This window comes from Methylomonas sp. EFPC1 (assembly GCF_016925515.1).
GTDB classification, from domain to species: domain Bacteria; phylum Pseudomonadota; class Gammaproteobacteria; order Methylococcales; family Methylomonadaceae; genus Methylomonas; species Methylomonas defluvii.
In genome coordinates, this window is the sequence record NZ_CP070494.1 from 3,127,739 (window position 1) to 3,151,567 (window position 23,829).

25 protein-coding genes are annotated in these 23,829 nt (G+C 41.6%); all 25 read right to left on the reverse strand.

The window, feature by feature from the left end; all coding sequences use genetic code 11:
• Positions 1-400: 400 nt before the first annotated feature.
• The 25 genes from JWZ98_RS14470 to rfbD all read right to left on the reverse strand — a co-directional run bounded on the left by JWZ98_RS14470 (position 401) and on the right by rfbD (position 23,806).
• Positions 401-1,231 (reverse strand): class I SAM-dependent methyltransferase, encoded by an 831-nt coding sequence (locus tag JWZ98_RS14470; RefSeq protein ID WP_205450631.1) that lies wholly within the window; start codon positions 1,229-1,231, stop codon positions 401-403.
• Positions 1,228-2,148 (reverse strand): glycosyltransferase family 2 protein, encoded by a 921-nt coding sequence (locus JWZ98_RS14475; RefSeq protein WP_205450632.1) that lies wholly within the window; start codon positions 2,146-2,148, stop codon positions 1,228-1,230. Before JWZ98_RS14475 ends, JWZ98_RS14470 begins: the two co-directional genes overlap by 4 nt.
• Positions 2,148-2,894 carry a class I SAM-dependent methyltransferase gene (locus tag JWZ98_RS14480; protein WP_205450633.1) on the reverse strand — a complete coding sequence of 249 codons (747 nt, stop codon included), beginning with the start codon at positions 2,892-2,894 and terminating at the stop codon, positions 2,148-2,150. The genes JWZ98_RS14475 and JWZ98_RS14480 overlap by 1 nt, the downstream gene beginning before the upstream one ends.
• Before the next feature lie 7 nt (positions 2,895-2,901).
• Positions 2,902-3,462: a GNAT family protein gene (locus JWZ98_RS14485; protein ID WP_205450634.1), complete on the reverse strand. Its 561-nt coding sequence runs from the start codon at positions 3,460-3,462 to the stop codon at positions 2,902-2,904.
• A 100-nt stretch (positions 3,463-3,562) separates the two neighbouring features.
• The gene (locus tag JWZ98_RS14490) at positions 3,563-4,513 is read right to left on the reverse strand and encodes a hypothetical protein (protein WP_205450635.1); all 951 of its coding nucleotides are present in this window, start codon (positions 4,511-4,513) and stop codon (positions 3,563-3,565) included.
• A 19-nt stretch (positions 4,514-4,532) separates the two neighbouring features.
• Positions 4,533-5,495, reverse strand: a complete 963-nt coding sequence (locus tag JWZ98_RS14495) for a hypothetical protein (RefSeq protein ID WP_205450636.1) — start codon at positions 5,493-5,495, stop codon at positions 4,533-4,535.
• Positions 5,496-5,739: 244 nt separating this feature from the next.
• Positions 5,740-6,459 carry a class I SAM-dependent methyltransferase gene (locus JWZ98_RS14500; protein WP_205450637.1) on the reverse strand — a complete coding sequence of 240 codons (720 nt, stop codon included), beginning with the start codon at positions 6,457-6,459 and terminating at the stop codon, positions 5,740-5,742.
• Positions 6,460-6,524: 65 nt separating this feature from the next.
• Positions 6,525-7,379, reverse strand: coding sequence for a 3-hydroxyacyl-CoA dehydrogenase NAD-binding domain-containing protein (locus tag JWZ98_RS14505; RefSeq protein WP_205450638.1), 855 nt, complete (start codon positions 7,377-7,379; stop codon positions 6,525-6,527).
• On the reverse strand, positions 7,380-8,072 hold the full coding sequence (locus JWZ98_RS14510) for a WbqC family protein (RefSeq protein ID WP_205450639.1): 693 nt from the start codon (positions 8,070-8,072) through the stop codon (positions 7,380-7,382).
• 58 nt (positions 8,073-8,130) lie between these two features.
• A complete protein-coding gene (locus JWZ98_RS14515; protein WP_205450640.1) occupies positions 8,131-9,240 on the reverse strand; it encodes a DegT/DnrJ/EryC1/StrS family aminotransferase in 1,110 nt (369 codons plus the stop codon).
• Between the two features lie 251 nt (positions 9,241-9,491).
• Positions 9,492-10,145 (reverse strand): hypothetical protein, encoded by a 654-nt coding sequence (locus JWZ98_RS14520; RefSeq protein ID WP_205450641.1) that lies wholly within the window; start codon positions 10,143-10,145, stop codon positions 9,492-9,494.
• Positions 10,142-11,413, reverse strand: coding sequence for a hypothetical protein (locus JWZ98_RS14525; RefSeq protein WP_205450642.1), 1,272 nt, complete (start codon positions 11,411-11,413; stop codon positions 10,142-10,144). Before JWZ98_RS14525 ends, JWZ98_RS14520 begins: the two co-directional genes overlap by 4 nt.
• A gap of 30 nt (positions 11,414-11,443) precedes the next feature.
• Positions 11,444-11,869, reverse strand: a complete 426-nt coding sequence (locus JWZ98_RS14530; protein ID WP_084153194.1) for a GtrA family protein — start codon at positions 11,867-11,869, stop codon at positions 11,444-11,446.
• On the reverse strand, positions 11,853-12,794 hold the full coding sequence (locus JWZ98_RS14535) for a glycosyltransferase family 2 protein (RefSeq protein WP_033155237.1): 942 nt from the start codon (positions 12,792-12,794) through the stop codon (positions 11,853-11,855). The genes JWZ98_RS14530 and JWZ98_RS14535 overlap by 17 nt, the downstream gene beginning before the upstream one ends.
• 11 nt (positions 12,795-12,805) lie before the next feature.
• Positions 12,806-14,587 (reverse strand): thiamine pyrophosphate-binding protein, encoded by a 1,782-nt coding sequence (locus JWZ98_RS14540; protein WP_205450643.1) that lies wholly within the window; start codon positions 14,585-14,587, stop codon positions 12,806-12,808.
• A gap of 15 nt (positions 14,588-14,602) precedes the next feature.
• Positions 14,603-15,916, reverse strand: a complete 1,314-nt coding sequence (gene rfbH, locus JWZ98_RS14545; protein WP_033155238.1) for a lipopolysaccharide biosynthesis protein RfbH — start codon at positions 15,914-15,916, stop codon at positions 14,603-14,605.
• A gap of 25 nt (positions 15,917-15,941) precedes the next feature.
• The gene (gene rfbG / locus JWZ98_RS14550; RefSeq protein ID WP_240347998.1) at positions 15,942-17,054 is read right to left on the reverse strand and encodes a CDP-glucose 4,6-dehydratase; all 1,113 of its coding nucleotides are present in this window, start codon (positions 17,052-17,054) and stop codon (positions 15,942-15,944) included.
• Positions 17,018-17,785: a glucose-1-phosphate cytidylyltransferase gene (rfbF, locus tag JWZ98_RS14555; RefSeq protein WP_033155240.1), complete on the reverse strand. Its 768-nt coding sequence runs from the start codon at positions 17,783-17,785 to the stop codon at positions 17,018-17,020. Before rfbF ends, rfbG begins: the two co-directional genes overlap by 37 nt.
• 32 nt (positions 17,786-17,817) lie before the next feature.
• Positions 17,818-18,819, reverse strand: coding sequence for an NAD(P)-dependent oxidoreductase (locus tag JWZ98_RS14560; protein WP_205450644.1), 1,002 nt, complete (start codon positions 18,817-18,819; stop codon positions 17,818-17,820).
• Positions 18,819-19,895, reverse strand: a complete 1,077-nt coding sequence (locus tag JWZ98_RS14565) for a 3-dehydroquinate synthase family protein (RefSeq protein WP_205450645.1) — start codon at positions 19,893-19,895, stop codon at positions 18,819-18,821. Before JWZ98_RS14565 ends, JWZ98_RS14560 begins: the two co-directional genes overlap by 1 nt.
• Positions 19,879-20,571 (reverse strand): SDR family oxidoreductase, encoded by a 693-nt coding sequence (locus JWZ98_RS14570; protein ID WP_205454457.1) that lies wholly within the window; start codon positions 20,569-20,571, stop codon positions 19,879-19,881. The genes JWZ98_RS14565 and JWZ98_RS14570 overlap by 17 nt, the downstream gene beginning before the upstream one ends.
• A 13-nt stretch (positions 20,572-20,584) precedes the next feature.
• A complete protein-coding gene (locus tag JWZ98_RS14575) occupies positions 20,585-21,388 on the reverse strand; it encodes an aldolase/citrate lyase family protein (protein ID WP_033155744.1) in 804 nt (267 codons plus the stop codon).
• 95 nt (positions 21,389-21,483) lie between these two features.
• Complete coding sequence (rfbC, locus tag JWZ98_RS14580) at positions 21,484-22,023, reverse strand: dTDP-4-dehydrorhamnose 3,5-epimerase (RefSeq protein WP_205450646.1); 540 nt, start codon at positions 22,021-22,023, stop codon at positions 21,484-21,486.
• On the reverse strand, positions 22,023-22,907 hold the full coding sequence (rfbA, locus tag JWZ98_RS14585; protein WP_205450647.1) for a glucose-1-phosphate thymidylyltransferase RfbA: 885 nt from the start codon (positions 22,905-22,907) through the stop codon (positions 22,023-22,025). Before rfbA ends, rfbC begins: the two co-directional genes overlap by 1 nt.
• A 2-nt stretch (positions 22,908-22,909) precedes the next feature.
• Positions 22,910-23,806 (reverse strand): dTDP-4-dehydrorhamnose reductase, encoded by an 897-nt coding sequence (rfbD, locus tag JWZ98_RS14590; RefSeq protein ID WP_205450648.1) that lies wholly within the window; start codon positions 23,804-23,806, stop codon positions 22,910-22,912.
• Positions 23,807-23,829 lie beyond the last annotated feature (23 nt).

Genomic DNA, 23,829 nt, shown 5'->3' on the forward strand with positions numbered 1-23,829 from the left:
ATTGAAAGCCACGATGAATGGAATTAGCGCCATCTGTACGAGGAAAGGATCAACATTAGTAGTTTCTACAATATAATCCAGTACCCACATATTCAACAATATGGACAAAACACTAGCCAATAGAAACTTGAAAAATCTAGCCCTAAATTGAATTTTCTGCTCTGGATTGAAAACCCACATAAAATTCAACGTGTAAGAAAAAATCATACCGACACCCCAAGCGGTAAGTAACGAAAGTAAATAATTCACTTCCAACAACTTCAGCATTGAAGTAAATATGAAAAATGTTAGAACAAAATTCGCACCTCCTACGAGCGTAAATCGTGTAGCCTCGACTCTAAGTTTGCGCATTTTTCAACAGCAGATATTAAATGAAAGACCGCTTGAGTTTTTGAAATATTTAGTCGTTCTTTTGCGCCACTATCACTAAGGTACCTCCAAAAGGAAGCGAGACACCAGCTTTAATAAGCGTTTCATCTATTCGCATAAAAAAATCAAAAATTATATTTAATAACAGGGGAAACTTAACCCTTTTCTCTAACTCTACTTTCTCTGATTTTAGTTGCTTAAATCCTTTATCAAATATTCGAGAAACCAACATCAACGGAAATAGAATAAAAACAAAAGAGGTAGCAAAAATAATGTCAAACCCATTATTTTTGAGTTTGGTCACCAGCTCTTTCCGAGAATATCTACGCTTGTGTTTGACTATTTCATCAAGCCTGCTCCACAAAAACATATGCTGGGGAACAGTAATAATCGCACGCCCTCCTGGACGGAGTAATCGGTTAATATTTGCCATCGCGGTAACATCGTCACCAATATGCTCAAGGACATCAAATGCAATAACTAAATCAAATTGTTGGTCAAGGTATCCGTTTACAATATCAAATTGAATGAAGTCCACATCAGGAAGTTTATTTTTTGCATACAACAACCCACTAATATAAACTTCAGAGCCGGTTATTTCTAGGTTTTCGTTCTCTACAATATGTCGAATAAACCCGCCTGTCCCACAACCAATTTCCAGTAATTTAGTCCGACCCACTTTAGCTTGATTATAAACAATAGCTTTAAAAAGCCTATTTCTGGAACGAACCCAAAAGCTGTTTTCCTCATTCTCATCGGTCAGCTGGAACCCGCTGTCCGGATAGTCGGCATAGGAACTCATCACTTCTGGATTAAAGCATTTGACTCCTTCAATTACTGTGTATTTTCCAGCATTGGTCATAGAAACTTATCCCTAACGACATAGTTTGGTCTTTTTCGTACCTCTTCATTGATCCGCCAAACATACTCCCCGATAACACCTAGCATTACCATGATTAATCCTCCCACCAAAAGGATTGCAATCATAATGGGAGCCCAACCTGAAAATGGCGTCTCTCCACGCCACCAACTGAAGACAATTGATAGACTATATAGCACCCCGAGTGCTGAGGTTATCACACCAACCAAGGATATAAATCTAATTGGCAGGTATGAAGCATCTAACACACCATCCAAAAAATTTTTAAGCTTCTTACCGAAGTTATATTGCGATTTACCAATAGTTCTCTTCAACCGGATATAAGGAATAAAACTAGTTCTATATCCAGTCCAAAGTAGATCGCCTTGAAAAAACCGATGCCGCACGTCGATTGCGTTAAATGCATCCATAACTTTTCTATCCATTAACACGAAATCAAAACCACCGGGAGGTATTTGCGGCAACGAAATGCGTAAAACGCCATAAGCCAAACGTGAAAACAATTTTGCAAGCAATGAGTCGGAACGGTCCGTACGGTAACAAATTACAATTTCAGAACCTTCATGCCATTTTTCAACCATTTGCGGAATAAGTTCGACAGGGTCTTGCAGATCGGCTGATATATTAATGACTGCATCGCCGGTAGCTTCCTTGAAACCCGCCAGCATAGCCGCCATTTGACCGAAATTTCTTGTAAACGTAATAACTTTAACTCGAGTGTCGTGCTTTCTTAAGCTCAATACCTCTTGTAAGGAACCGTCTTTAGACCCATCGTCCACAAAAACGATTTCGTATTCGTCGTCAACCAGTTGAGTTGAAAAAACAGAGCGAATCTTTTCATATGTTTTAACAAGAGCACCTTCATTATGATAGACAGCAACAACGAATGAAATTTTCACTATTTTTGGCCTCGTTCGCACAACAAAAAAATACTCGAACACAAATCTGGATACTGTTGACCTAATTTATAACATGCCTCCAAATACTCTTTGGTAATTATGTCAGTCTGCAAAAGGCGATCCCATTGAAAATTTGCCAGTGCTTTGAAGAAAATCCCAGACCGATAAACCACATTAAGGCCCGCTGTAACAGCATCTCGTTCCAGGGTATCCAGTGTATAAGTGCAACGATGACCGTGTTCGGCTTCTGATTTAGTGACGGCTGAATTATGCGAAATTAACCCCATTTTTACAGCAATCTGTCTCGAAGGTGCATTTGCATTAGGGCATACTAGAAAAAGCCGGCCATTCTCTTCCAACCACTCATAGTTGATACGTTTCAATAAAAATATAGGATCATCCAAATGTTCCAATACGTGAGTAAGTACAACGTTGTTATAGCGAGAAGGGAGGCTCGCATTCTCAAATAACGAATTAACGAACTTTACACCATTATCTAATTTGAGCTTTGCTTCAGATATAGCCAAATCAGAAGCTTCGACACAGGTTAAATCATCAAAATACTCATTTAGTCTTCGCGTAAAATCGCCCTTAAAACTACCAAGCTCAAGTACGTTCCCTGGATTAAAGAAAGGCTCAAACGACCGAATCATGAACGGATGCATAACATCGATATCGAAGCTATATGCATATTTAGAGTCGCCAATATCAATCAACTCTTTATTGTAATCTCTCTCGGAATTCATAATACATTTATTCCCAATAATTAGTTTTTTCCAAGAGCTCGCGGTAATCTTTCGAAGTGATACCAACCAATACCTGATCCCAATAACGTCCTTTTCGAAAGAAATAATTTCTCCTACGCCCTTCTTCTATCCAGCCCAATCTCTTCCCGCAATATGTAGCAATAGAAAGCTTATTGTATTCAATCATCGATCCATCCAATCGTTCTAAATTGAGCTCATCAAAAGAGTAACGCATTGTAGCCATAATGGCGTCGATAGCATAACCTTTACCACGATAGCTGGATTCTCCAATAACAAGGCCATGCCAGGCATGTCTATTACGCCAATCGATATTAACAATACTGGAAATTCCTATAATCCCAATTTCTGGGACATCAACAACGAAACGCTGATTCAGCCTATCACTTTTTAAATTATGGAACCATTCTTCATGGAAATCTAATGAACTTGGAAAGTGAATTTCGCCGATTCCATCTTGTGTAACAGGATCATTGGCCCATTTCTGAAGCAATTCCAGATCGCTCTCTTCTATGGCCCTTAAGGTCAAATGTTTTCCCTTTATGTTCAATTAATTCACCACAGAACAGTACGATTAACAATAGTAAAAAACAAATAACAATTATGCCAAATATCGATTACCCATTTACCCGGCATAAACTAATATAATATTAGCTCTCATACTTAGCTACACCAAACCCGAATCGACCGAAGTCGTTACCGTTATATAACATATAAATATTACCGTCCATTTCAAAAACATGGGGATAGCATAGCATATCTGAATCCCAAGCACCTTTTGTCACGTCAATTCCAACATTATCATCATCCCTAATCCAATTAACCAAATCAGTTGAATATGCATACCCTATTCTATATGACCTGCTTGTATTGGTTCTAAAATCAGAGGCGTATCGATAACAAAAAAACATGTGGTATTTATTGTCAAAATGAATAACAGATGGGAGAGCTTGACACTCGTCAAGTAATTTATCTTCTACTAACTGCCTACCCTCTTTACGCCACGAAACTCCATCTTTAGATGTAGCATGTGCAATTTTATATACACGATCAGGCCCCTTCGCAGACGTCCCTTTAACCCATTTTGTACCATGGATATACCACATATGATAAGTATCGCCATAAACAGTAACAAAAGCGTCACCAACTAAAAAAGGCTCATGTAAAGAAGAGGTTAGTACGGGACCTTCTCCAATTTTCCTAAAAGTCACACCGTCATCGGTACTTATTGCCAAGCCAATAGATGCATCGGTCGATACGGATACTTTTCTATTCCAGCCGGTCGTATATCCTAATATTTTATCCTTAACCCTAACAACATTCATCGGGAAAATCCCGTGCTCATCAAAGCAACCCAAGCCACCTAGTTCAATTACTGTCGAACTCGATACTGCTATAATTTTCTGAAAATATTTATCCATATCAACAAAAGAAATATGACTTAAATATTTACCGCGCCCATCAATTTCTCTTGTTGAAAAATAAATTCTAATATAATTATCAAAGACCAAGGCTTGAGGAGATTGAGCAAACTCGAAACAATTATTAGATAAAAAATGCTCCCTTGGATCGAATATTTTTCCTAATTTTTTCCATTTCATAAGTACTGTATAATAAAAATCAAGTCAATCTTCCTTCTAACTGCGCCAACCCAAAACCATACCTGCCAACCTGATTTCCAAGATATAACATGTATATCTCCCCATCAAGCTCAAACACGTGAGGATAAGCGATTGACTGATCATCCCAGCCCTCTTCAGAAATATCAATACCTGCTTTACTATCATCTCTGTGCCAATCTATCAGATCATTTGAAAATGCATAGCCAATACGATACCCCCTGTCATTTTTTCGAAAATCCAAACTATATTTATAGCAAAAAAACATATGATATTTATTATTGTGGAAAAACACATCGGGGCTAGCTTGGCATTCATTTTCCTCTAATTTGCTTTCAATAATATTTTTACTATCTCTTACCCATTCAAATCCGTCATCTGAATGTGCCATACGAATTTTATATACCGCTTCCGGGCTGCCATCATTCTTTAGCCAACTAGTTCCGGCCACGTACCATAAATACCATCTATTGTTAAACCTTCTAATTTTAGGGCCGCTTAAGACAAAAGGATCATTAACATTGCAAGATAGGACCGGTCCTTTGCCAGCCTTTGTGAAAGTCTCGCCGTCGTCGTAACTGATTGCTGCACCTATCGCAACCGTAAAAGGAATAGACTCGCACCTCGTCCAACCACCGTAATAAGCAAAAACACTATTATCGTGCCTAATCACTGATACGGGATAAGTACCGAATTCATCAAAACTACCTAAATCTCCCAACTCCAGAATCGGAGATTTAGATACACTTAAAATTTCAAATAAATTATGTCTATTCAAGTCTACATAAGCTGAATAACTAATATATTGGCCATGTTCATCAGGCAGCGGCCTACAGGAGAAATATACCCTTATAAACTTATCAAAAACTAATACGGAAGGCGCTTGAGCAAACTCCTTTAGCCAACTTCTACCTTCAATTTCTTGAGGTTTAAAAACTAGACCAAGCTTTTTCCATTTAAACAAAATAATCCACCTAAGGGTTAATTAAAACTAGAACGACCCTTCACGTATATAACAGAAATCTTCTAAAAACAAAAATGTATATATCCGAAGAGAGAAGATATGACAAGGCTGACGAAGTTGTTTAAATATTATCTTAAGCCTAGCCTACACGCATAAGGACAAACAGCTAATATTTATTGCAATTAAGGGAAAAACGTATTCATAGGCTCCTTATAGCTCTTATATATTGAAGTCTCTAAAAACTCTAATAATACTTCTTAGTTGCTACAGCTAAGAGACTAGCACAATACTCAGGAATATCTTCTCCCAAAGAATAAAATGCACGCACGGCATCGTCACCTAATTCAATCATCTGCTTTTCCGACAGCGGCTTAAGATACATTCCTTTAACAGATAGCACTTTTAAACCTGCTTTATCACAGTGATCTTTTAACATATCCACGGTGTATAAACGTCTATGCCCAACTTCATAATCTTTTGGTGCCATTTTTTCGTAATTTTCCAGAACACCCATTTTATATCCTGCACGTCTATTTAAAGACATACAATTTGGAGCTGAAATAAAAATCAGCCCTTCATGTCTAATTAAATCAGCAAGGATTTTGAGAGACTGAACAGGGTCTTCAACATGTTCAATGACATTTAAAAAAAATATAAAATCAAATCGACGGGAAGTAGAGAACTCCTCTAAAAGCAATTCATGGCATTTTACATTTGAAACCCTATTTTTTAACAACGCCACATTTTTTTTCGAAGGCTCAATTACCTCTATATCTCGAAATATCTTATATAATTTTTCAGTAGAAGAACCGCTACCGCAACCTACTTCTAAAGCACTTTTACCTTCGGCACTATATCGCTTTATGATTTCGATCTCGCGATCTATCATCAGCTCGTCCATATAGTCACCTTTTTCATAGAAAGCACTAATTGTCTCTAGGTGCTCTATTTCTTTGTTACTCATCAAATCCTCCAATAGGATTTCTAAAGGCTATACGATATTTTTAACACCATTTTAAGCAAATAAAGTTAAATATTTTTACGGTAAGAATAAAATCCAATTCCTGATTTTTTTCCAAGCTTACCTGCGCGCACATACCTCTTTAACAAAATAGCGGGCCTATATTTTACATCCCCAGTCTCTTCCATCAGTGTCTCCAATATACTCAAACAAATATCCAAACCTATCAAATCAGCAAGCTCCAACGGCCCCATCGGGTGATTAGCTCCGAGCCGCATGCAATTATCAATAGTTTTAGCATCAGAAATGCCTTCCGACAATAAAAGTACAGCCTCATTAATCATCGGAAAAAGTAATCGATTAACAATAAAGCCGGGGGTTTCGGGAATAACTACGGGATGTTTGTTAATTTCACCTAATACATTTAAAGCAAACTCCAAAGCCATATCAGTAGTCAATTCACCCTTTATTACCTCAATCAATTTCATCGACATCGGTGGATTAAAAAAATGAATCCCTAAAAACCTACTCGGGTTTTCGGTAAAAGATGCAAGCTCGGTGATACTTAACATCGAGGTATTCGAAGCCAGCACCTTCGCGTTCCTAGCAACAACATCTATTTGCCTTAAAACTATAGCCTTAACTTCCTTGTCTTCCTTTATAGCTTCAACAATAAAGTCGCAACCCTCCATAACCGAGATATCATTTGTATAACTTATGAGCTCTATAACTTTTTTTATATTTTCTTTATTAATTAATCCAAGTTTTGATTGAATTGTTGCCAATCTAAAAATATCTCTTTCGTAACTTGGTTGCTCCTTATGATTCCAGATTACCGTAGCAATATCATGAGACGCAAAAAGTAATGCAAGTTGCATCCCCATATTTCCAGCACCTGCAATGCCAACAACATGACTTTTCATTCACGATACCTCTATTAAATCGTATTTGACATTCAAGCATTCTTTTATTATGTCAGTCGAATTGAACATTAATACATCAATAATAGACAACCAAGGCACAAACACGGAACCGAATTGTTGATATTCGAATGGCTTCGACTGAATAAATTTCAAATCAACGCCTCTTAGACGGAACATATATTTTGAATATAATTCGATTCCACCTATAGCATTTATGTACGTCTTCGCTCCGACATAATCGCACAACGCGAGAACTTTTTCCTGACTCTTAAGTGAATGATCAATATCTATTTCGGATGAAATTATGATTTCAGTACTAATACCCAAATAGGCGCAGGTTTTGACTATAGAGTTGTGTAGGAAGCGAAATAAGTTTTCATCCTTAAACGACACTATCTGCTCTACCAATTGAAGCGTTTCGGTAAAATATGGCGCTCCCCGATAAGCTCCACTGAGTTGATTTAGAAATTTGACGCGATTAAAATCGGCCGCCACCTCTCGCTTGCAAATATCAAGAGTATCCGAATCGGATTTTAAGGGCAGTGTAAGCATAACATCTCTGCCATTCTGCAAAATGCGATTACGATTAATCCACCCCCTCTTTGTATATTTTATATTGTCGTAAACGATGAATATATCAACAGCGCTAATCAACTGAAAATACCCAATATACGGAAAGAAATAGGGTTGCATAATTGCGACCCTCATCTAATACCCACTATCTTTATGAAAGATTGCAACGTGCACATCTTTATTGTGCCAAGATTATGCTCGATATTTCATCGACAATAGCCATATCCAGATCTGGATAGATCGGCAGACACAGAACTTTTCTAGCTGCATCTGTAGCGATGGGCAGATTTTCTTTATGCGCAGAACTCAAGCCTCTATACATAGGAAACTCAGATATCAACGGATAAAAATAACGACGGGGATGTATGCCAGCATCTTTTAATTTCTGATAAAGTTCATCTCGAGTAATAGGATAATTTATATCAACAAGAATAGGAAAATAGGAATAATTAGCTACTTTCTCTCCGGAATCACCCAAACACGTTATTCCTTTTACTCCCACCAATCTTTCCCTATAAGCAATATCAATCTTCTTTCGCGCACCAAGCGCTTGATTTATATAGTTCAACTGTAGCAATCCGAGTGCAGCATTGAACTCGCTCATTTTTCCGTTAATACCAGGAGCGACTACTGTTACCTCTCCAACGTGACCAAAGTTTTTAAGCTGATCTATTCTCACTTTAGTCTTGGCATCCGGGCAAACTATAGCTCCACCTTCAAAAGTATTGAAAACCTTTGTGGCATGGAAACTTAATACTGACAAATCTCCGTGATTTAACACACTACCATTGGCATCTTCCACGCCAAAAGCATGAGCAGCGTCATAAATCACTCTAAGACCATAGTTGTCAGCTATTTTTTGAATAGCATCGACATCGCAGGGATGACCATAACAATGTACAGGCATGATCGCTGCTGTGTGAGGGTTAATTGCCGCTTCAATTTTTGATGGGTCGAGATTTAGCGTATTTGGATCAATATCTACAAATACGGGCTTAATATCATTCCATAACAGCGAGTGGGAAGTAGCAACGAAGGAAAGCGGGGTAGTTATAACCTCCCCTCTAATTCTCAAAGCTTGTAAAGCAGTCACTAAAGCAATGGTTCCATTAGCAAATAAACTAATATAATTTACACCCAGAAATTCACAGAGCGCGTCTTCTAATTTCTGATGAAAAGGCCCACCATTAGTCAATATCTTATTATCCCAAATCTGTTGCAGATAGGGAATAAATTCCTCTAATGGCGGCAAAGATGGTTGCGTTACATAAATGTTTTTTTTATTCATACCTAAAATTTTCTATGGCATCTTATTTAAACGCCTAACAGAAATTTAACGAGTCTTCAAAGGCAAAACCATCAAAACACTTCATCAATGCCTGCTCAAATCTATCAGCGTTAAATTATTTTAAAAGCCAACCAATAATATTTTAAGTCACTGTACTTTCAAAAAGTTCATATAAAAACCATACCTAGCAGAAATTAAAATCTGTTTGCCTTTAAACGCAGAAAATATATACAACTCACCTATTCTAATACTTACGATCTACGGTATTCAACGATTAGCAGGCTTGAAAACATCCACATGAATATCGCTACTAAATAAACTGTTCCATAATCGATAGATACAATATCAAATGACTTTGACGCGGGAGCCACGATTTCTGTTGGCCTCATGCTCAAAATAATCAATTTTAGCTGGGAAATTGTTTCAACGACCTGACTATTGCATTCTTTCTTGTCTAAAATTTTCTCCCAATAAAGTATTTCACTTTTGACACTATTGAGTTCTTTGTTTAATTTTTGCTGATGATGATCGACAATTTTCTGAGCTAAAGCAGAAACTAAGCGTTCAGCATCGTCAACAGAATCCCAATGGACTAGTATCTTTATTGCTTTATTATTATCGATAGGATGCGTCCTAATTCTCTTTGAAAGGCCCGTAGGAGATACGTTATTAGCAGTCGCCACCGAAATTAAGGTTTCTGAGTTACGTAAATATTCGATGGATTCCGCCGCGCCAGCAATGGGCGTATTGTTATCAAATTGACCTAATTTAATTATAACTTGCGCCTCATATTTAACAGGCATTACTTCCAGTAAAATAAAGGCCATCAAAACCCACAATAGGAGATTTAAACCTATATATCTTTTATTTTGTATAAGCGCATCAACTAGGCTTTTAAATGTCATGAAAATTTCCTTAAAGATACTAAAACCGGGTAACTCATGATTATCAACATGAAAAGCAGACAAAATGGACGAATATATGCACCAAATGTCAATCCGGTTGATACATCCACGTAATGCTGCGAAAGAAAACTAAATTGATTGAACTCAATTATCGGACCAACCACAAAATCCAGAGGAATCAACAGCACAAACATGATTATCCTTCTATATTTATTAGCATAACTTCCAATTAAAATTGCACTTAAATATGGCAGTAACAAAATAACTGCATACCCACCTGGGGAATCAGTAGCGACCATCATAGAAAGCAAAACAACTACGCTTAATTGCTCCCAAGTAAAAAAATGAGCTTTTCGCGCCGATAAAAATAAAATAGACGCCGCAACAAAAAGAACAAACCACCTTAAAAAGTGTGCAGTCAAATAGAGGATTACCGGAATCCTGTCCTGATAGTAAAAGACAGCTTTCGACCATGAACTCAGCGAAGTTGTGTACCAAACTTTCTGAAAGAAATCCGAATTAACAGCGCCGGAAAAAGAAAACATATTTTCGAAAATTTGCCTATAGTTTCCATCTTCCAAGACAATCATACTTATTTGATTAATCAATAATGATGCAAAAAAACTTATCAGAAAGTATGTATATTCTCTTTTAAAAAACGGCACGAACCAGAGCACTATTAAATACTGCTTAATATTTATAGCCAACGCAAGAAATACTGCGCCTTTCCAATTGGCGCCAATAGCCTGAGAAAAAGCCAACAACATAAAAGCAACTATAATATAGTTACCTCTTTCTAACGCATAAAGCCCGGGAAATTGCATCAGCAACGCAAGAAATATAACAATCTCAACCGAAATATATTTTATACCCACCTGCTTTACGATTAATTTTGTACATACAAAAATCGCACAAAAATAAAACAAAAATAGCCAAGCGATAGAATATGGCGAGCAATCTCGTAACTCTGCCGGTAAAACAACGGAAGCACAATAATCCGGCACTAACATTTGCGCCAATGCAAATACGCTTATCGGATAAATTGATTGCCATATGTCATAACGCCCATCATTTAGACTCCAATAATTTGTATTATAGAAGTCCATAAATGTATCTAAAGGCGCAAAGAAAAATGGCGGCATTGCATAACCGCTGGATTCAAAATACTTGACAAAAAAGATCAGAAAAACCAACTCTGAAAAGATTATCCAGACAAACCACCAATGAATATTTTTATTTTTTACACAAACACTATCAGCTGAAGTCATTCAATATGCCATCCATACTAGATAGTAAATTTAAGATAACTTACTTTGCGCACCATTCTTTTTAAAAGAAAATCGGCGATGCAAGATATAACTGCTTATCACAGTAATAGATACTATAATTGCTTGGGCAATCAATGTATGTAGATTAAGTCTCTCGACCAAAAGAGGTAATGCTATTAAATTAAAACCAAAAGCACCAAGGTAAACCATATTAAACCTAAAAAATTCTTTCAACCACCGCCCTTTCACGCGAAACACATAAATCCTATAACCCAAATATGCATTAATCACCGATACAAAATGACTTATGATTAAAAGCCACACATAATGTAAATCATGGTGTAGGAAAAACCAAATAACTGCAAAAAAACCATACCCAAAAGCGGTATTGTACAAACCTACAAATAAATAACGAATTTTTTCGTTACCCCAAAAACGTTTAGTTATTGAACCCAACTTGCTTTCTCACGATAAAATTAGGGCGATTCTTCACTTCCTCGTATATCAAACCAATATATTCTGCAACAATACCCAACATAGTAAATAATATTCCGAACATCAAAAACATAACGGTCATAATGGTCCCATATCCAGCAAACGGCACACCCCAGAATATTGCTTTTACTATTGTCCATACTAACAGGATAAAAGACGCCGCAGATATGGTTATTCCTAATATAGTAATAAGCTTTAAAGGCACATAAGAATGGGCCAATATGCCTTTTAACGCCAGTTCGATAACCTTGAAAGTGTGAGCTCCCGATACGCCGGCAAAGCGTTCAGCTCGCTCATGCTCAATACCTATGGATTTGTAACCAACCCAGGCAAATAGTCCACGAATAAAACGGTTACGTTCGTGTATGGAATTGATGGTTTCGTATACTTTTCTATCGATCAGCCTGAAGTCACTAACATTTCTGGGAACCATGCCGTTGGTCAAACCGTTGGCCACCCAATAAAACAATTGCGAGTTAAAACGGCGAATTAAGCCCGTGCCATTACGTTTGGTAACAATACCGTAAACGTTTTCATATCCCTCTTCCCATTTTTTGATGAACTGAGTTATTAAATGTGGTGGATCTTGCAAATCCGCAGTCATGATCACGGCAGCATCACCAGACGCATAATTTAGTCCAGCGGTAATGCCGCCATCCATTCTAAAATTACGCGCCAGTTGCACAATTTTAAACCGCGGGTCTTTCTCATGTACCGCGCAGAGCTTTTCGTAGGTATTATCTTGAGAACCGTTCTCTACGATAATAGCTTCAAAATCGTAAGCGCTATTTTCCGCAAATACTGCTGTTAATTGTTTAGCCAATTCATCAACATTGTCCTGCTCGTTATAGGCAGGAATTACCACTGAGATTAGTTTTCTATTCATACTGGATATGTTTATTGCAAATATTGCGCTACTACGGAATATAGATTCTCATCCAAGTCCGGAGTCATTTGGTGCAAGGGATTTGATTGCATCGAACCTGTTTCCGTTACCCTACTGGTAATTTTGGGAAAATAGGTTTGTTCCGGATCTATCGGTACAACAAACCCAGCCGGTTCATCGCTTGCGAATAGGCGTTGGAATTCCGGGTCTTGCTCGAAATTGGCATCGAGTTTGATACAAGGCAGATTAAAGGCTTTAAATAAGGTTAGCCAATCCGGTAAACCCAATCCCGAGGACTGGTCGCAACCAATATAGGCACCATTAAAATAATTTCTTTGCGTCATGCGAATGGATGCATAGCCATTATCGTTAAAAATGAAAATTTTCAGATTTAACTTATTGACAGCAACCGTGCCCAACTCCTGTAAATTTTGGGCAAATCCACCATCGCCTTCCACTAGAACTGTCCTGCGCTGCGGATAGGCGAAAGCCGCGCCTATTGCTCCGCTCAAACCGTACCCCATCGATGCCAAGCCCTTGTTGGTAACAATGTGTTGGCCGCGCTGTTGGGCGAAGGTTTGCATCATCACGGTAAAGGCTCCACCGCTACTGCAAGGAATGACATTGTCCGTATCTCGGCAGTGTACCGACAAACGGCTGACAAAATCGTACGGCGATAAATAATGCTCTGCCGTGTTATTAATTGGCTCGATCAACGGCAATTGGGCTTTCACTTTTTGGCAAAAAGCCACCCATTCGGCATGATCGCCAAGGCTAGCTGCCGCCAATGCTTGTAACACTTGATTGGCATCGCCTTGCAAACCGCTATCGACGCGGGGATGGCCTTTGTTAAGCTCGGTTGGGTCGCATTCCACTTGCACTACTCTGCCGTTAGGTACGAACTCCTGCCAGTTAAACCCGGTTTGTTGCAGACCCAAACGGGTTCCCAGTGCGATCAGCAAATCGGCTTGTTGCATCAATAAATTGCTGTAACGTTGCCCCCAGGTATTGGGGCGGCCAAAATACAAGGGGTGATCCGCTGCCACCCTATCCGCGCCATTCCATGTGGTTGCCAAAGGAATACCCATGGGCTCCAAAGCCTCGTATATCTTTTCTACCGTCTGTCTGGCAACACCGGCTCCAATCAATAAAAACGGCCGTTTTGCCGTGCGAACATCGTCGATTAGGCGTTGGATTTCGGCTGAATGTATAGGTGGAATTGCTTGTTTTGCGGCTGAGGAAAATTCGCATAGTGGATCGTTTACGTCGACCGGCGCACCTTGAATATCCAACGGAATTTCAAGAAACACCGGACCTTTGCGGCCTGTAACCCCGGCGTCGATAATCCGGTTAAATGCCTCACAGGAAATCAAACTATCCATCAGCACCGATTTTAAGGTGATCGGCTTGACGATATCGACACCATCAATCTCCTGAATGCCGCGCTGCCGTAGTTGTTGCCGACAAAGATCGGCAGTCTTTACTTGCCCGCCAATCACCAACAATTCCCGGCTCTCCAAATAGGCACCCGCCACTGCGGTGACAATATTGGTTAAGCCGGGACCGGCGGTTACCAAAGCAAAGGCTTTGCCATCGGTGCTTATTTCATTGAAATATTCCGCTGCAATACCGGCTGCCACCTCATGTACCACGCTAACGCATTTGAAATGACGATTCACGCTGGCGAGAATATGCATGATATTGCCGCCCGCCACGTAGAAACAGTGGGTATATCCTCTTTCTTTTAACCAATCGGCCAATAGATCGCTATATTTTATGGTCTTGTTTTGCATTGCTTGTTTGCCAGCTTATTGACGGATACCAAAAAAGATTTCTATTTTTTCGGCAACGAATTCCAGCATCTCTGTGGTCAAGGCTGGATAAATACCGATCCAAAAAGTTTGCCGCATAATTCTATCGGTTACATCCAATGAGCCAGAAATTCGATATTGTCTGCCTTTCATATAGGGCTGACGGGTCAAGTTTCCGGCAAACAGCAAGCGGGAGCCGATTTTGTATTTATCCAGATATTTCAACAATTCCACGCGCTCGTGACCTGAGTCTTCCTTCAGCGTGATAGGAAACCCAAACCATGAGGGATCCGATCCCGGTGTGGCTTCCGGCAGAATCAAATACTGCTCGCAAGTAGCCAAGCGTTGCTTCAGGAATTTAAAATTACGTTTTCTGATTTCAATCAATTCCGGCGCACGCTCTAACTGCGCTAAGCCACATGCCGCCTGCATATCGGTAATTTTTAAGTTATACCCCAAGTGCGAATAGGTGTATTTGTGGTCGTAGCCAGCCGGCAAATCGCCTAACTGCCAACCGAAGCGCTTTTTACAGGTATTATCAACACCGGGGGCGCAGTAACAATCCCTTCCCCAATCCCGAAACGACTCGATGATAGTTTTCAGGCGGCGACTGCTGGTAAATACCGCGCCACCCTCGCCCATGGTGATGTGGTGAGCAGGGTAAAAACTGAGTGTACCAATATCGCCGAAGGTACCGACATTACGGCCCTTGTAGGTTGTGCCTAAGGCATCACAGCAATCTTCTATCAACCAGAGATTGTATTTTTTTGCGATTTCGACGACTTTATCCAGGTCAAACGGATTGCCCAGCGTGTGGGCAATCATAATTGCTTTGGTTTTAGGCGTGATGGCAGCCTCGATTTTACTGGGATCGATGTTGTAGGTAGGAATTTCCACATCGACAAATACCGGAACAAGGTCGTAAAGCAGAATGGGATTAACCGTTGTGGGAAAACCGGCCGCTACGGAAATGACTTCATCGCCTTTCTGTAAGGCACGATCACCCAGTTTTTCGGATGTCAAACAGGCAAAAGCCAGCAAATTCGCAGAGGAACCGGAATTGACCGTCAACGCGCTGCTAACCCCGATAAACTCTGCCAATTGCTTTTCAAACTGGTCGTTAAATCGTCCGGTAGTCAACCAACCGTCCAGCGAGGCTTCGACCATATAACTAAGTTCTTTAGCGCCGAGAATTTTACCCGAAGGCGGCACTACGGACTGTTCCGGAACGAAAGCTTTTTCGGCATAACGTTCGGCGGCGTATTGTTCAACCAAATCCAAAATCTGCGCTTTTAATGTATTTTCTGTCACTGTCTTATCTTTGTGTTCAATAAAATTAATGTTGATCAGCCGTCAAAAACTGCTCTAACTGCTCCGCGCAGACTTGCCGCATATCCTTGCCTTGTTGATAGGCCAGGTTCCAGTCGACAATCATCGCCAACGCTTGGGCCAGAGTCCAACGCGGTACCCAACCCAGAAGGGTCTTGGCTTTGGAGCAATCAAGCTTCAAATAGTGCGCTTCATGCGGCTGCTCACTACCATCGATTTGCCAACTTGCGCCATTGCCCCATAAATCTGCCAGTTTTTCCAATATCCACGATACGGGTTGCGCATCTGCTTCGCCAGGCCCGAAATTCCAGCCCTCCGCATATCGGCCACCTTGTTTATACAGTTGTTCTGCCAGCAGGACATAGCCGGTCACCGGCTCCAGTACATGCTGCCAGGGCCTGATGGCCGTAGGGTTACGAATCGTCACTGCCTCCCCAGCCATGAACGCCCTCATAATATCGGGGATTAAACGATCTTGAGCCCAATCCCCGCCGCCGATCACATTACCGGCACGCACCGACGCCACCGCCACACCGTGTTCAGCGTAGCGTTCGCTGGGAAAAAAGGAATTGCGATAGCTGGCAGTCACCAACTCTGAGCAGCCTTTGCTGTTGCTGTAAGGATCGAAGCCGCCCATCGGCTCGTTTTCACGGTAGCCCCACAACCATTCCTTGTTTTCATAGCATTTGTCGCTGGTGACTATCACGACTGACTTTACCGACGCAGTGTGCCTGACCGCCTCTAGTAAATTAACCGTACCCATCACATTGGTGGCATAGGTTTCCACCGGCTGTTGATAGGAATAACGAACAAGCGGTTGCGCGGCCAAATGAAACACAATCTCAGGTTGAAAACTTTGCATTTCCGCCATCACGCTGACTAAATCGCGAATATCGCCTTCAACATGCTGCAGTACCGAAGCCACATCAGCCACTTGGAATAAACTGGGCGCAGTAGGCGCCGGTAACGCATACCCTTTGATCTCCGCACCTAACCGGTGCAGATATAACGCCAACCAACCGCCTTTAAATCCGGTGTGCCCGGTTATAAAAACCCTTTTGCCTCGCCAAAAATCGCTATGCTCTACCATATTTTCCACGGTGCTTTTTGCTGTTGCCAAAGCTGTTCCAAATGCTGTTTATCTCTTAATGTGTCCATGGGTTGCCAGAAGCCTTTGTGGAAATAAGCGTGCAGCTGATTGCTGTTCGCCAGGCGCTCCATCGGTTCTTTTTCCCATAGCGTTTCGTCGCTATCGATTAAATCGAACACTGCCGGTGACAACACAAAAAAACCGCCGTTGATCCAGGCACCGTCGCCCTGCGGTTTCTCCTGAAAACTTTTGATGCGGCTACCCACCAATTCCAAGGCACCAAACCGGCCGGGCGGTTGCACGGCGGTCACTGTTGCGGCGTCATTGTGAGAATGATGAAAATCGATCAACGCATGAATGTCGACATCGCCGACCCCATCCCCGTAAGTAAAACAGAATGTTTCATCGCCGACATAATCGCGAACTCTTTTTAAGCGACCGCCCGTCATGGTTAACTCACCGGTGTCAACCAAGGTCACCTTCCATGGCTCCGCATATTTTTGATGCACCTGCATCTCGTTATGCTCCATATCGAAGGTCACATCCGACATATGTAAAAAGTAATTCGCAAAATACTCCTTAATAATATAGCCTTTATAACCCAAACATATTATAAATTCGTTAATTCCATAATGAGAATATAACTTCATTATATGCCATAAAATAGGCCTGCCGCCTATTTCAATCATCGGCTTAGGCTTCACCGAGGTTTCTTCATTAATACGAGTACCCAATCCACCCGCAAGAATAACCAACTTCATTAATATTTCCTCTTGGTTATAGACATAATCATCTACCCACTACATGTATTCAAATTACGAATATACTCGGCAGTTTCTAAAATCTGTCGATCCAGACCTGTTACGGGAAATTCGAACCCCTTTATAATGTCTTTAATAGGCTGCTCGTTTCCCAAATAGCTATCGGGTTCCCCATTTATCATATTCGGACGTTCAACTGTTAAGTCAGCAGCATTAAGGAGCTTGCATACTTTTTCAGCTAACTCACCCACTTCCACCGTTTCATCACCCACGGTGTCGAAACAGACGATGTTTTCGAAACGTTCCGAAAACATCAGGCGAATACAGATCAGCAGTAAATCCAGTATGTAAATATAAGACCGAAACACGGGCTTATTTGCCCGAATTAACACATTTTCTCGGGCTACGACATTCGCAATAATCGAGGACAAGGCATAAGCGCTTAGCTTATTGATATATGGCCCGCTTAGATTAAATATTCTCGGGATAAGAAGTTTTATATCGGATTTACTGCATATCTCTTGAAAGAGCAACTCATCTTCATATTTTAATCTACCGTAGAGATTTGCAGATTCATCTCTGTTGCTATCGTTTAAATAATCGTAGACTGCTCCGGACGACGACAATAGCACAGCTTTTACCTGTGATTGTTCCAATACCTGTGTCACCAAGCCCTGAATAGCTCTATTCAAACGAATATACTCATCGTCTGTATATCCGCCAACCTTATCCTTGGTTAAAAACGCAAAGTGAAACAAATAGAGAGTATGTTGCGTATGCCTATGGGTGATTTCCACCAAAGGTCTAACGGATACTGTACGGGCATCAGCCAATACTATCTGCTGTTCGCGCGACCCATAGGCCGATACCCGCAGGTTAAATTCATCGCCGTACAAAGCGGAAAACAATTCCAGAGTTGCCCGGCCTAACCAGCCGCTGGCACCGGTCACAGCAATATGGCTTTGTTTACTAAATAGGTTATCCAATATAAATGGATAATCAGCGCCAAACGCTTTTTTGAAATCAAAAGCCATTATTTGTAGCTCTGATTAATGACTGAACTAATCGCAGACTTCAAATTGATTATATTTGCCTCGGTTTTATCGATAAATAACCGCTCTAACGCTCCGGAACCATTCACACTGATAATAATAAAATGACTGGTGGAATGCTTTTTATCGGATATAAAACACTCAAAGACTTTTTCCACATCAATTCGCTGGATAATTTCCTTCAGCATCGGAATTTCATCCAATAAGCCAATGACATAATCTTTCAACTGTTGAGTATCCGCCGGAATGTGCTCCAGGCCACCGCTCACTTGGGCATAGTTAATAGCAATCAGCATACCTAACCCAACCGCTATGCCATGGCTCACTTCAAAATTGGAAGCACCTTCCAAAGCGTGCCCGAAGGTATGACCAAAATTCAGTAATAAACGCTCGGCCTTATCAAATTCATCAATTTCGATAAACCATTTTTTTGCTTTTAAACTTAATTCAATGACGTCCGCATACCCTTCTACATTCATATCCATTTGCGGATTTAACCGCATATACTCAGAAAAACACGAACTTCCTTTGGCATAGCAAATCTTCACGGCCTCGCACAATCCGGCGATTTTCTGTTCTGAGTTGAGGGTTTTTACTAAATTCGGATCAATTATAATGGTTTCCGGGGGATGGAAGTTTCCAACCAGATTTTTATAACGTCCAACATTGATAGATGATTTACCCCCAATACAAGAATCCACCATACCCAATAGAGTGGTGGGAATATAATCCCATTTGATACCGCGCATATAAATCGATGCACAAAAGGTGGCTATATCCTGCAGGCTACCGCCACCGACAGCCGTCAATTTAGCTTGCCTTGTTAAGGCTAAATCTCGCATTTTTACGATTATCTCGGGTACGGATGTCAAACTCTTGGTTTCTTCATTCGCCGGCACCGCAATAACCTTGGCATTCCCGGAAAAAGCCGTTTCAAAAAAGTTATCGCATAACACGGCGCTATTCTCATCTTGCCGTTGTACTTCGGCAAAAGCACCGTTTTCTATTACCACGCGATAATTTGCAATACTGGATTGAATATCAAACGATACGGACATGACTAAACCCTAAGTCTGCACTAATAAATTGACCTGTTATACCGGTATTTTCCGGAGAACACAGAAAATAAACCATATTGGCCACATCCTCCAACGTGGCTAGTCGGTTAAACTTCGTCGCATCGATTATCTTTTTCAGCTGTTCCGGCGCAAGATTTTGATGAGTCATTGGCGTATCCAATGCCCCCGGCAAAACCGCATTAATTAAATAGCCGTCACGGGCAAGATCGGTTGCAGCGGAAAGCACTAATCCATGCAACGCGGATTTAGTCATGCAATACGATAACTTGTCCTGTCTGGCGATATTTTGCCATATTGAACTAATCACGGCTAAACGCGCATTTTCGGCTAATATATTTTCATTTAATAAAATATTTAATGCTTTGACAATAAACAAGCAATTAGCTTTATATAGTTCAATATTTTTATCTGTATCAACATTATAAACACTATCGTTACAATTCATCCCTTGCGCCCAACACACGGCATTGAATTGCCCTGCTGCTTTAAGCGCGGATAAATTCAAATTGTCATCGAATGGGTCAAATAAAATATGCTCAGGAAGCGCGCTTTGCTTTCTGGACGCTATAACGACCTGCCATCCCTTGGTATCGAATAATTGGCAAACATGTGCACCTATTGTACCGGTACCGCCGAAGACCAGAATTTTTTGCATTGCTTCGACCGAATTAATTGCTATCTCTTAATACGTTCCAACGTCCCTCAAGCATCGCTATTCGAGACAGATCTTCCTTGGCAATAATGTCGTAATAATCGCGTTTATTCTGTAACCAAAGTAACTCAAAATGCACAGCGTTTAACAAGCCCTTTTCAATATCCGGCTTGTCTAACGAATGACCGGAAAATATGACTTTTCTGGTTTCAAATCGGGTAAGGTGAACCTGATTAATTTCTTTTAATGCGGGTAATGCATCAATGGAAACACCGCCGCCCACTACAAAATCCAAACCTTTTTCTTTACACTCTTTGGCAGTGGCAATGCAACATTCCGTTACTTGCGGCTGATTAATGGCATCTCTCGAATAACCTCGTGACAAGGAAAAATCTACACGGCCAAACACCATGCCATCGACACCGTTATCTTGCCTAGCTTGATCGGCCAAGCTTTGCACCACTTGAAACGCTTGTTCGGTTTCAATATTGAATAAAAAATCAGTATCTTGCTGCTCGTCTTCCGTGAATACTTTGTTCTTCGCGTCTATATACTTAGACAGCGCGTAAGTGCTTTCAATCATCGGCGCGATGATATGATCCACACCAATTAACTTACTCTCTAATAAATCCCGCATTGCTTCGCAACCGCCAATCTTCAAACCCACTTTCAGGTCAGCTCTGCGCACTATCTCAATCAGCCTCAACAGCTCGTCCGTTCTAGTACCTTCCGCTTCAAACTCGGCTTTAATGCCTTCGTATCCATACTCCTGCTTTCCCTTCTTTAAAAGGTCGAGCATTGAGCGTTCTCTTTTATTCATATAACTTCCTCTTTTATTGAAATCAAACCAAGCGGCAGCGATAAACTGCATGCTGCAGTGCCAGCCCGGCGGATATAAACATGTTAAATGTTAGGCTAACAGGCATCCTTGAACGTTGCGCCCAGCAAATCCTTGCTCGAAAGTTGCGGCACGCCCTCAAATGGCCAGGCGATTTTCAAATCTGCATCATTCCAGGTAATGCAACGCTCATATTCGGGCGCATAATAATCAGTGGTTTTATATAAAAACTCGGCTGTTTCGGACAACGTTAAAAAGCCATGCGCAAATCCCTCCGGTATCCACATTTGCTGTCGATTTTCCACAGAAAGTATCTCGCCGACCCACTTTCCGAATGTAGGGGAATTCTTACGAATGTCCACCGCCACATCGAACACCTCTCCCTGGACCACCCTCACCAACTTGCCTTGCGCCTTAGGCGGCAATTGGTAATGTAATCCGCGCAACACTCCTTTTTGAGATTTGGAGTGGTTGTCCTGAACAAAATTGACACTTAATCCTGTCAGCTCCTGAAAAATTTTTTGGTTGAAGCTTTCAAAGAAAAAACCACGTTCGTCACCGAATACTTTTGGTGAAAATAAAACGACATCGGGTATAGCAAGTCTAGTTGCTTGCATTAAAACACCTGCTTATTCAATAGGCCCAGTAAATACTGGCCGTAGCCATTTTTCGCCAATGGCTTGGCCAATTTTTCGATTTGCTCATCGCCAACCCAGCCGCTACGCCAGGCGATTTCTTCCGGACAGGCGATTTTCAAACCCTGCCGGGTTTCGATGGTTTCGATGAAATTGCTGGCCTCGATCAAACTGGCATGAGTACCCGTATCCAACCAAGCATAGCCGCGACCCATGATTTCGACGCTAAGCTGATTTAGGTCCAGATACATTTTATTGACGTCGGTAATCTCCAGCTCGCCGCGCGGCGACGGCTGTAAATTGGCGGCTATATCGACGACTTGATTGTCGTAAAAGTACAAACCGGTGACTGCATAATTACTTTTTGGCTGCGTCGGTTTTTCCTCTAGCGAAGTTGCCCTACCCTGAGCATCAAAGCTGACGACACCGTAGCGCTCCGGGTCATTGACATGATAGGCAAAAACCGTTGCCCCTGAGGATTGATCGGTCGCGCGTTCCAATTGAACGTGTAAATCGTGGCCGTAAAAAATGTTGTCACCCAATACCAATGCACTGGGTTGCGAACCGACAAAATCCCTGCCGATGATAAAAGCTTGCGCCAACCCGTCGGGACTGGGTTGTACGGCATATTGCAGATTAATCCCCCAATCGCTGCCGTCACCCAATAAATGCTGAAACAAAGGGGTGTCTTGCGGCGTGGAAATGATCAAAATATCGCGAATTCCGGCCAGCATTAGCGTGCTGAGCGGGTAATAAATCATCGGCTTGTCGTAAATCGGCAGCAATTGTTTGGAAACCGCTTTGGTTACCGGATACAGCCGGGTGCCGGATCCTCCGGCCAGGATGATGCCTTTGCGCTGGTTCATAGTCACTTCCCGTAGAGTTCAGACAACATTCGCTCGACACCCTTTTGCCAAGCCGGCAGTTGTAAATCAAACACGCTTTGCAACTTTTCAGTATTCATACGTGAGTTTAATGGCCGCTGCGCCGGCGTTTGGTAAGCGCTGGTGGGAATTGCCGTAACCGATTGTTTGTCGGTTTTCAGCGCCAGCCCGGCTTGACGGGCATAATCAAGCACCAAATGTGCGTAATCGTACCAACTGGTTTCGCCGCTAGCGGTAAGATGATAAACACCAGCCACTTCAGGTGTTTTCAAGGCATGACGAATAGCGTGGGCACTCACATCCGCCAGCAATTCGGCGCCGGTTGGCGTACCGATTTGATCGTTAATCACCGACAGCTGTTGCCGTTCTTGCGCCAGGCGCAACATAGTTTTGGCAAAGTTATTACCTCTGGCTGCGTAAACCCAACTGGTCCGAAAAATCAAATGCCGGCAATCGCTGGCTTGAATGGCACGTTCCCCAGCCAATTTGCTTTGCCCATAGACATTCAACGGCCCAACCTGATCATCTTCCCGCCAGGGTTTATCACCGCTGCCGTCGAATACGTAATCCGTCGAATAGTGCAGCAACCAGGCATCGATACGTTTGGCTTCTGCCGCCAAAACTCCCGGCACCACCGCATTGATCGTATTCGCCAAGTCGCTTTCCGACTCGGCCTTATCCACTGCGGTATAGGCAGCAGCATTGACGATGACATCGGGACGCAGCGCGCGAACCGTTTCGGCAATCCCGTTGGGGTTGCTTAAATCGCCGCAATAATGTTGGTCGAATCTGTCAAGCGCAAGCAATTCGCCCAAAGGCGCCAAACTGCGTTGCAACTCCCAACCCAGCTGGCCATTTTTACCGAACAATAAAACTTTCATTCACTCAACCATGCAAAGCATTG

Coding starts and splice junctions, on each gene's coding strand:
- JWZ98_RS14510 (WP_205450639.1), bottom strand. CDS start 8,072: ATGCAACCCTATTTCTTTCCGTATATTGGGTATTTTCAGTTGATTAGC.
- JWZ98_RS14525 (WP_205450642.1), bottom strand. CDS start 11,413: ATGACTTCAGCTGATAGTGTTTGTGTAAAAAATAAAAATATTCATTGG.
- JWZ98_RS14565 (WP_205450645.1), bottom strand. CDS start 19,895: ATGTCCGTATCGTTTGATATTCAATCCAGTATTGCAAATTATCGCGTG.
- JWZ98_RS14505 (WP_205450638.1), bottom strand. CDS start 7,379: ATGAAAAGTCATGTTGTTGGCATTGCAGGTGCTGGAAATATGGGGATG.
- JWZ98_RS14500 (WP_205450637.1), bottom strand. CDS start 6,459: ATGAGTAACAAAGAAATAGAGCACCTAGAGACAATTAGTGCTTTCTAT.
- JWZ98_RS14520 (WP_205450641.1), bottom strand. CDS start 10,145: ATGACATTTAAAAGCCTAGTTGATGCGCTTATACAAAATAAAAGATAT.
- rfbF (WP_033155240.1), bottom strand. CDS start 17,785: ATGAAGTTGGTTATTCTTGCGGGTGGATTGGGTACTCGTATTAATGAA.
- rfbD (WP_205450648.1), bottom strand. CDS start 23,806: ATGAAAGTTTTATTGTTCGGTAAAAATGGCCAGCTGGGTTGGGAGTTG.
- JWZ98_RS14515 (WP_205450640.1), bottom strand. CDS start 9,240: ATGAATAAAAAAAACATTTATGTAACGCAACCATCTTTGCCGCCATTA.
- JWZ98_RS14570 (WP_205454457.1), bottom strand. CDS start 20,571: ATGCAAAAAATTCTGGTCTTCGGCGGTACCGGTACAATAGGTGCACAT.
- JWZ98_RS14470 (WP_205450631.1), bottom strand. CDS start 1,231: ATGACCAATGCTGGAAAATACACAGTAATTGAAGGAGTCAAATGCTTT.
- JWZ98_RS14490 (WP_205450635.1), bottom strand. CDS start 4,513: ATGAAATGGAAAAAATTAGGAAAAATATTCGATCCAAGGGAGCATTTT.
- JWZ98_RS14480 (WP_205450633.1), bottom strand. CDS start 2,894: ATGAATTCCGAGAGAGATTACAATAAAGAGTTGATTGATATTGGCGAC.
- rfbA (WP_205450647.1), bottom strand. CDS start 22,907: ATGAACCAGCGCAAAGGCATCATCCTGGCCGGAGGATCCGGCACCCGG.
- JWZ98_RS14560 (WP_205450644.1), bottom strand. CDS start 18,819: ATGGCTTTTGATTTCAAAAAAGCGTTTGGCGCTGATTATCCATTTATA.
- rfbC (WP_205450646.1), bottom strand. CDS start 22,023: ATGCAAGCAACTAGACTTGCTATACCCGATGTCGTTTTATTTTCACCA.
- JWZ98_RS14575 (WP_033155744.1), bottom strand. CDS start 21,388: ATGAATAAAAGAGAACGCTCAATGCTCGACCTTTTAAAGAAGGGAAAG.
- JWZ98_RS14540 (WP_205450643.1), bottom strand. CDS start 14,587: ATGCAAAACAAGACCATAAAATATAGCGATCTATTGGCCGATTGGTTA.
- JWZ98_RS14535 (WP_033155237.1), bottom strand. CDS start 12,794: ATGAATAGAAAACTAATCTCAGTGGTAATTCCTGCCTATAACGAGCAG.